Annotated in this window: 10 protein-coding genes; 5 read left to right on the top strand and 5 right to left on the bottom strand. The window is 69.6% G+C overall.

Annotated features, from left to right (window positions below; all coding sequences use genetic code 11):
* Both AX685_RS18010 and AX685_RS18005 read right to left on the bottom strand, forming a co-directional pair.
* Positions 1-654 (bottom strand): cysteine desulfurase family protein (locus AX685_RS18010; protein WP_156445914.1); only part of this gene is annotated, 654 nt, incomplete at its 3' end.
* A complete protein-coding gene (locus tag AX685_RS18005) occupies positions 612-1688 on the bottom strand; it encodes a cysteine desulfurase family protein (RefSeq protein ID WP_269450507.1) in 1077 nt (358 codons plus the stop codon). The genes AX685_RS18005 and AX685_RS18010, both read right to left, overlap by 43 nt.
* Before the next feature lie 83 nt (positions 1689-1771).
* Between AX685_RS18005 and AX685_RS18000 the strand changes: the two genes are divergently transcribed.
* On the top strand, positions 1772-2428 hold the full coding sequence (locus AX685_RS18000; protein ID WP_066491109.1) for an alpha/beta hydrolase: 657 nt from the start codon (positions 1772-1774) through the stop codon (positions 2426-2428).
* A 215-nt stretch (positions 2429-2643) separates the two neighbouring features.
* Here AX685_RS18000 and AX685_RS22890 read toward each other — a convergent pair whose 3' ends face one another.
* On the bottom strand, positions 2644-2811 hold the full coding sequence (locus AX685_RS22890) for a hypothetical protein (protein WP_197418690.1): 168 nt from the start codon (positions 2809-2811) through the stop codon (positions 2644-2646).
* The gene (locus tag AX685_RS17995) at positions 2808-3770 is read right to left on the bottom strand and encodes a threonine ammonia-lyase (protein WP_066491104.1); all 963 of its coding nucleotides are present in this window, start codon (positions 3768-3770) and stop codon (positions 2808-2810) included. The genes AX685_RS22890 and AX685_RS17995 overlap by 4 nt, the downstream gene beginning before the upstream one ends.
* A 149-nt stretch (positions 3771-3919) precedes the next feature.
* Here AX685_RS17995 and AX685_RS17990 point away from each other — a divergent pair, with 149 nt between their 5' ends.
* The 4 genes from AX685_RS17990 to AX685_RS17975 all read left to right on the top strand — a co-directional run bounded on the left by AX685_RS17990 (position 3920) and on the right by AX685_RS17975 (position 7014).
* Positions 3920-5152: a type III PLP-dependent enzyme gene (locus tag AX685_RS17990; RefSeq protein WP_066491102.1), complete on the top strand. Its 1233-nt coding sequence runs from the start codon at positions 3920-3922 to the stop codon at positions 5150-5152.
* A 108-nt stretch (positions 5153-5260) separates the two neighbouring features.
* Positions 5261-6343: a 1,9-bis(guanidino)-5-aza-nonane synthase gene (locus AX685_RS17985; RefSeq protein WP_066491101.1), complete on the top strand. Its 1083-nt coding sequence runs from the start codon at positions 5261-5263 to the stop codon at positions 6341-6343.
* A gap of 60 nt (positions 6344-6403) precedes the next feature.
* Positions 6404-6829, top strand: coding sequence for an MAPEG family protein (locus AX685_RS17980; protein WP_066491100.1), 426 nt, complete (start codon positions 6404-6406; stop codon positions 6827-6829).
* Positions 6829-7014, top strand: coding sequence for a hypothetical protein (locus AX685_RS17975; RefSeq protein WP_066491099.1), 186 nt, complete (start codon positions 6829-6831; stop codon positions 7012-7014). Before AX685_RS17980 ends, AX685_RS17975 begins: the two co-directional genes overlap by 1 nt.
* Before the next feature lie 7 nt (positions 7015-7021).
* On the opposite strand, the gene AX685_RS17970 is transcribed toward AX685_RS17975, so the two are convergent.
* On the bottom strand, positions 7022-7232 hold a 211-nt coding region (locus tag AX685_RS17970), incomplete at its 5' end, for a short-chain fatty acyl-CoA regulator family protein (RefSeq protein ID WP_197418689.1).

Genomic DNA, 7232 nt, shown 5'->3' with positions numbered 1-7232 from the left:
GGGCGCGATCCCGTCGCGCCGCCACAAGGCCCCGATCCCCTTGGGACCATGGACTTTGTGCGCGGAGATCGCGATCAGATCGACGCCATCGGGGATCGGCACCCGGCCATAGCCCTGCACCGCATCCACCAGCATCCATGCACCCGCATCACGCGCGAGCGCGGCCAGCTCCGCGACCGGCTGGATCACGCCGATCTCGTTGTTGACCAGCATCACGGCGACCAGCGCGGTGCCGGGCAGGATCGCGCCGCGCGCCGCGTCCATGTCGACTAGCCCATCCGCGCCGACCGGCAACACGACGGTATCGCCACCGCGCGCCGCGACCGCATCCAGCACCGCGGCATGTTCGGTGGCGATCGTCACCACCCGCCCGGCGGGCGCGCCCTTGATCGCCCAGTTGAGCGCCTCGGTCGCCCCGCCGGTGAAGGCGACGCGGCCGCCTGCGGGCAGCAGCGCGGCGACGCGATCGCGCGCCACCTCCACCGCGGCGCGCGCGGCGCGGCCGGCGCGGTGCGGCGAATGGGGGTTGGCGTGCTGGTCGCGAAGCCACGGCAGCATCGCCTCGAATGCCTCGGGCGCCAGCGGGGTGGTCGCCTGGTAATCGAGGTAGGTCACGCCGCGACCCGCCGCGCATCCTTCGCCACGGCGCGCCATGCCGCGACGAACCGCTCCACCTCGTCTCGGGTCGTCGTCCGGCCGAAGCTGACGCGCACCACCTCGCGGGTCGACTCCTCGTTCCACCCCATCGCGCGCAGGACGTGGCTGGGCTTCAGGCTGCCGCTGGCGCAGGCGCTGCCCGCCGAGACCGCGATCCCGCTTATGTCGAAGCGGATCAGCTGCGCCGCCGCCGCGACGCCGGGCATCCGGTACGATCCGATCGCGGCATGACGCGGCGCGGCATCCGCCACCACCTCGCCCCCCGAACGGCGGATCGCGTCGTCGAGGTACGCGCGCAGTTCGGCATGGTCCGGCTCCGGCTCGGCCAGCGCGGCGGCATAGCCGAGCACGCCCGGCAGATTCTCGGTCCCGGGGCGATAGCCGCGCTCCTGCCCGCCGCTGGGGCTGAGCAGCGCCAGATCGCGGACCAGCAGCGCACCGACGCCGGGCGGGCCCCCGCGCTTGTGCGCGGACACCGCGACCAGATCGGCATGCTCGGCCAGCTCGGCCGATGCGGGCATCTGCGCCGCATCGACCAGCAGCACCCCGCCCTGCGCATGGACCGCTGCGGCGATCGGCGCGATCGGCTGTCTCACGCCCGTCTCGCTGTTACACCATTGCACCGCGACCAGCGCGTCGCCGACATCCGCCAGCGCGGCCATGTCGACCAGTCCGTCGGGCCCGACCGGCAGCACCGGCGCGCTGCCCGCCGCGCGCAGCGCCGCGTCATGCTCCACCGCCGACACGAACCGGCGCGCCCGCATCGCGCGCCCGATGCCGATCGCCAGCGATTCGCTCGCCCCGCTGGTGAACAGCAGTTCGTGGCGCCAGCCATAGGCGGCAGCGACCGCGCCGCGTACCGCCTCCAGCCGCGCGCGCGCGGCACGCCCCTCCGCATGGGGCGACGACGGATTGGCCCAGTCGCGCAGGCCCTGCGCCACCGCGTCGCGCGCGGCAGCGGTCATCGGCGTGGTGGCGGCATGGTCCAGATACAGGCGCCCGTCCGGGTTCGGGCCAGCGGTTGCGGTCAAGAAACGTTCCCTTATCGCACGGCGACCCTATATAGCGCGCTTTCCGCGCGGCCCAACGCCCGCCCAAAAGAACAAGAGTGACCATGCCCGAAGTCATCTTTCCCGGACCCGAAGGCCGCATCGAAGGCCGCTTCGCCCCCGCTCCCAAGCCGCGCGCGCCGGTCGCGATGATCCTGCACCCGCATCCCAATGCGGGCGGCACGATGAACGACCGCATCGTCCAGAACCTGTACAAGACGTTCCAGCGCCGCGGCTTCGCGACGCTGCGCTTCAACTTCCGCGGCGTGGGCAAGAGCCAGGGGACGTTCGACAACGGCATCGGCGAACTGTCCGACGCGGCTTCCGCGCTCGACTGGGTGCAGAGCTTCCATGCCGAGGCGTCGTCGACATGGATCGCGGGCTTCGGCTTCGGCGCGTGGATCGGGATGCAGCTGCTGATGCGGCGCCCGGAAATCCGCGGCTTCATCTCGGTCGCCCCGCCCGCCAACATGTTCGACTTCAGCTTCCTGGCGCCGTGCCCGTCGTCGGGCATCATCATCCAGGGCGCCGAGGACGAGGTGGCGACCCCGCTGGCGACTCAGAAGCTGGTCGACAAGCTGCGCACGCAGAAGCACATCACGATCCACCACGACGTGATCCCGCGCGCCAACCACTTCTTCGAGCATGAACTGGACGACCTGATGAAGTCGGTCGACACGTACCTGGACATGCGCCTGGATCCGAACAGCCCGATCAAGTGACGCTGGCGCGGGCGGATCGGCACCGCTGATCCGCGCCTCGCGCGCCAGCGCGGCCGGCGGCGCATCCCGCCGTCCGACGACGCGGGCGTTACCCGCGGCGCGCCGCCTGGAGGTGCAGCAAGAGCCGACAGCGGCCCCAGCCTGCGCTGGGGCGACGAATTCCCGGCCGTCACCCCGCGAAGGCTGGGGTCTTCCTCCGCCAGCGCGACGCCCGCTCACATCGTCCCGATCAGCACGTTGCCTACCAGCACCGCGGCCATCACCAGCATCAGCGCGCCCTTCTTCCGGTCGCGGCCGGTGGCGATCAGATAGCCGCCGCCGATCAGGCAGGCGACCGCGCCGAGCATCGCGATCGCGGGCGCAGCGCCGGCGATCGCGTTCATGCCACCTCCCCCGCCAGCGCGCGGGCATAGGCTTCCATGTTGACATTGCCCCCCGACAGGATCACCAGCATCCCCGGCTCGGGCGGCACCTTCCCCGCCAGCACCGCCGCCAGCGCCGCCGCGCCGCCCGGCTCGATCACCAGCCGCAGCCGCTGCGCGGCCCAGCGTTGCGCCGCGGCGACCTCGCGCTCGCTCACCGCCACGCCGGTCGCGTCGCGGCGCGACAGCACGTCGAAGGTCAGCGGCGAGACCTGCGGGGTCTGGAGCGAATCGCACGCGGTCGGCGGCGGATTGGGGCCGACCGGCTCGATCCAGCTCGCCTCCAGGCTGCGGCGCATGTCGTCCCAACCCTCCGGCTCGACGACGGTGATCCGCGCCTCCTTCAGCGCCAGCGCGATCCCCGCCGACAGGCCGCCACCGCCGCACGGCACGACGACATGGGTCGGCGCGCCCAGCCCCGCGTCGATCATCTGCCGCTCCGCCTCGATCCCGGCGCTGCCCTGCCCCTCGATCACCCAGGGGTCGTCGAAACTGGGAACCAGCGTCGCGCCGCGCGCCGCCGCCAGCTGGCCGGCGATCGCCTCGCGGCTTTGCGTCGTGCGGTCGTAGTCGACCACCTCGGCACCGAGCGCCAGCGTCGACTCGCGCTTCGCGCGCGGCGCGTCGGCGGGCATCACGATCGTCGCGGTCATCCCCAGCCGCCGCGCCGCCCAGGCGATTCCCTGCGCGTGATTCCCCGACGAAAAGGCCACGACCCCCTTCGCGCGCGTCGAGTCGCTCATCGCGGTCAGCCGGTGCCACGCGCCGCGAATCTTGAACGCACCGATCGGCTGTAACGACTCCACCTTGAAGACGATCGGTATCCCACTGATGTCGTGGGTGAAAATCGGGGTCGGCGGCAGGATTTGCGCGATCTTGGCCGCGGCGTCCCGTACCCCAGCGCGCGTCGGCTGTCGCATAAACGTCACATTTGCACCTTTCGTCGCATCAGCCACTTTACAAGGCCGAACGTCGATCATATTTCGCGCCTCCGCTGCCCCATGGGACTTCCAACCGCAAGGCAGCTTTTTGTCACCGTATGCCGCAAGGCAATTGGAGGTCCCTTGAGTTGCACCAGCATCATCGCGCGCTGGGGCTAGCTGCCCCCTCGACCGCTTCCGCCACCTCCATCGGTGGAGCGATCGACATCGCCGCCCGTCGGCCGGTTCAGCCGGTGACGATCGTCCGTCCGCACGCAGCGGCACGGGCCGCCCGCTTCTTCACGGAGAAGTTTCCGGGCCGCTCGATGTACGCGGTGAAGGCGAACCCGTCGCCCGACCTGATCCGCATCCTCTACGACAATGGCGTGACGACGTTCGACGTCGCGTCGATCGCAGAGGTGCGTCTGGTCGCCCGTACCGTGCCCGGCGCCACGCTCTGCTTCATGCACCCGGTCAAGGCCGAGGAAGCGATCGCCGAGGCGTATTTCACGCACGGCGTGCGCACCTTCTCGCTCGACAGCATGGAAGAGCTGTCGAAGATCGTCCGCGCCACCCGCGGCGCGACCGACCTGACGCTATGCGTCCGGCTGCGCGTGTCGTCGGAACATTCGAAGCTGTCGCTGGGCGCCAAGTTCGGCGTCGCGCCGGATGAGGCCAAGGAGCTGCTGCTCGCTACCCGCCAGGTCGCCGATGCGCTGGGCATCTGCTTCCACGTCGGGTCGCAGGCGATGACGCCGAACGCCTATGCCGAGGCGATGGAGCGCGTGCGCCAGGCGATCGTCGCGGCCGCCGTCACGGTGGACGTGATCGACGTGGGCGGCGGGTTCCCGTCGGCCTATCCGGGCATGGTGCCTCCGCCGCTGGAGCTGTATTTCGAGACGATCCACCGCGCCTTCGAAAGCCTGCCGATCAGCTATTCGGCGGAACTGTGGGCGGAGCCGGGCCGGGCGCTGTGCGCGGAATACAGCTCGGTCGTGGTGCGCGTCGAGCGTCGCCGCGGCGAGGAACTGTATATCAACGACGGGGCCTATGGCGCGCTGTTCGATGCCGCGCACATTGGCTGGAAATATCCGGTGGCGCTGCTGCGCGAGCCGGAATCGACCGTCCGCGATCATCCGTTCAGCTTCTGGGGTCCGACCTGCGACGATCTGGATCACATGCCGGGGCCGTTTCCGCTGCCCGCGGACGTGACCGTCGGCGATTATATCGAGATCGGGATGCTCGGCGCCTATGGCGCGGCGATGCGCACGGCGTTCAACGGCTTCACCTCCGACGAGACGGTGGTGGCCACCGACGAGCCGATGGTGTCGCTGTATCTCGCGGCGGCGCCGCGGGTCGCCAGCAACGTCGTCACGCTGTAACCGAACGACTTCACTGATTCGGCGGCGGTGCGGGACGATCCCCGCGCCGCCGCCGTGCGGGTTTTCGCGTCCCCCTCAACGACGTGCGTTACCCTGTGGGAGCCACCCATGACCGACACCCTCACCAAGACCGCGGCCGCCAACGCGCCGATCAACGACACCCGCAAGGCGGAACTGCTGTCGAAGACGGTCAAGCACATCGACATCAAGAGCTTCGACGCGCGCCCGATCGTCGATGCGATGGCCGACATGAGCTTCACCAGCCGCGACCTGGGCCGCGCGACGAAGATCTACAACCAGATGCTGGCCGACAAGGACTGCACGGTGTGCCTCGTCATCGCCGGCTCGACCTCGGCGGGCGGGTGCATGGACCTGTATGCCGATCTGGTGCGCAACAACATGGTCGACGTGATCGTCGCCACCGGCGCCTCGATCGTCGACATGGATTTCTTCGAAGGGCTGGGCCACAAGCATTACCAGGCGCTGGAGATCCCCGACGACGACACGCTGCGCTCGCTGTACATCGACCGCATCTACGACACCTACATCGACGAGGAGCAGCTGCAGGACTGCGACTTCACGATCAACAAGATCGCCGAGTCGCTGGAGCCCAAGCCCTATTCGTCGCGCGCGTTCATCCGCGAGATGGGCAAGTACCTGGCCGAGCACGGCAAGAAGGAGAACAGCCTCGTCAAGCTTGCCTATGAGCATGACGTGCCGATCTTCTGCCCGGCGTTCGTCGACAGCTCGGCCGGCTTCGGGCTGGTCAAGCATCAGGTCGATGCCGCGAAGGAAGGCCGCCCGTACATGGTGCTGGACGCGATCGCCGACTTCCGCGAGCTGACGCAGATCAAGATCGAGGCGGGCGTCACCGGCCTGTTGATGATCGGCGGCGGCGTGCCGAAGAACTTCATCCAGGACACCGTCGTCTGCGCCGAGATCCTCGGCCACCACGACGTCGAGGTGCACAAGTACGCGGTGCAGATCACCGTCGCCGACGTGCGCGACGGCGCCTGCTCGTCCTCCACGCTGCAGGAAGCGGCCAGCTGGGGCAAGGTGAACACCGCGATCGAGCAGATGGTGTTCGCGGAGGCCGGCTCGGTCATGCCGCTGCTGGCGTCGGACGCCTATCACCGCGGCCTGTGGAAGGACCGCCCGGTGCGCAAGTGGGCGTCGATCTTCCCCGCCTGATAGCGCCCCCGATCGAAATGTGAGAAGCCTCCCTCGTAACGGTACGGGGGAGGCTTTTTCATGCACGCGGAGATTCTGCGCCCGGTGGTGGTGCTGGTCGGCTGGACGCTGGTCATGCTGGTATGGATGCTGGCGACGCGCCTGCCCGCGATGCGCGCGGCGGGGGTCGACTTGGCGCGGCTGGTGGGATCGAAGGCAAGCGACGCCGATGCCGCGCTGCCGCCGCACATCCAGTGGAAGGCGCATAACTACAACCACCTGATGGAGCAGCCGACGCTGTTCTATGCGGTGTGCGGGGTGATCGCGTTGACCGGCACCGGCAACGGCGTCAACGCCTGGATCGCCTGGGCCTATGTCGCATTGCGGATCGCGCACAGTCTGGTGCAGACGACCGTCAACCGGGTACAGCCGCGTTTCATGCTGTTCCTCGCCTCCACGCTCGCGCTCGCCGCGCTGACGCTCCACGCCGCGCTGGCGGTATTCTGATGGCCAAGGGCGAGACGTTCGAGCGCCACCGCCAGCCGTGGACCGCAGACGAAATCCAGAAGCTGCATACGCTCGCCAAGAAGGGCATGGCGCTGAAGGCGATCGCCAAGGCGCTGAAGCGCAGCGAGGAATCGACCAGGGACCGCGCCAAGGCCGACGGACTGTCGATCGCCAAGCTGCGCTGACCGTGCCCTAGTCGCCGGCAAATCCCCAGGCGGAAACCCCGCGCTCGCGCTCGTTGACCAGCAGCGCGCGGCCGGTGGGCGGCGCCGACCGCTGCGGGCAGGCGCTGCGGTGGCACATCCGGCACCCCGTGCCGATCGGGGTCGCGGCGCCGTCCAGATCGACGCCGCGCGCCGCCGCCAGCGCGCCGGCCTGCGCCGTCGCGACGCCCAGCCCGATC

It is taken from the genome of Sphingomonas sp. CCH9-F2, from assembly GCF_001556735.1.
Taxonomy (GTDB): domain Bacteria; phylum Pseudomonadota; class Alphaproteobacteria; order Sphingomonadales; family Sphingomonadaceae; genus Sphingomonas; species Sphingomonas ginsenosidimutans.
The sequence above is the reverse complement of the archived record's forward strand: the minus strand, read 5'-3'. Positions and strand labels throughout refer to the sequence as shown.

Bases quoted from the DNA above. Each gene is read 5' to 3' on its own strand.
- AX685_RS18000 (WP_066491109.1), top strand. From the start codon at position 1,772: ATGCCCGAAGTCATCTTTCCCGGACCCGAAGGCCGCATCGAAGGCCGC.
- AX685_RS22890 (WP_197418690.1), bottom strand. From the start codon at position 2,811: ATGAACGCGATCGCCGGCGCTGCGCCCGCGATCGCGATGCTCGGCGCG.
- AX685_RS17995 (WP_066491104.1), bottom strand. From the start codon at position 3,770: ATGCGACAGCCGACGCGCGCTGGGGTACGGGACGCCGCGGCCAAGATC.
- AX685_RS17985 (WP_066491101.1), top strand. From the start codon at position 5,261: ATGACCGACACCCTCACCAAGACCGCGGCCGCCAACGCGCCGATCAAC.
- AX685_RS17980 (WP_066491100.1), top strand. From the start codon at position 6,404: ATGCACGCGGAGATTCTGCGCCCGGTGGTGGTGCTGGTCGGCTGGACG.
- AX685_RS17975 (WP_066491099.1), top strand. From the start codon at position 6,829: ATGGCCAAGGGCGAGACGTTCGAGCGCCACCGCCAGCCGTGGACCGCA.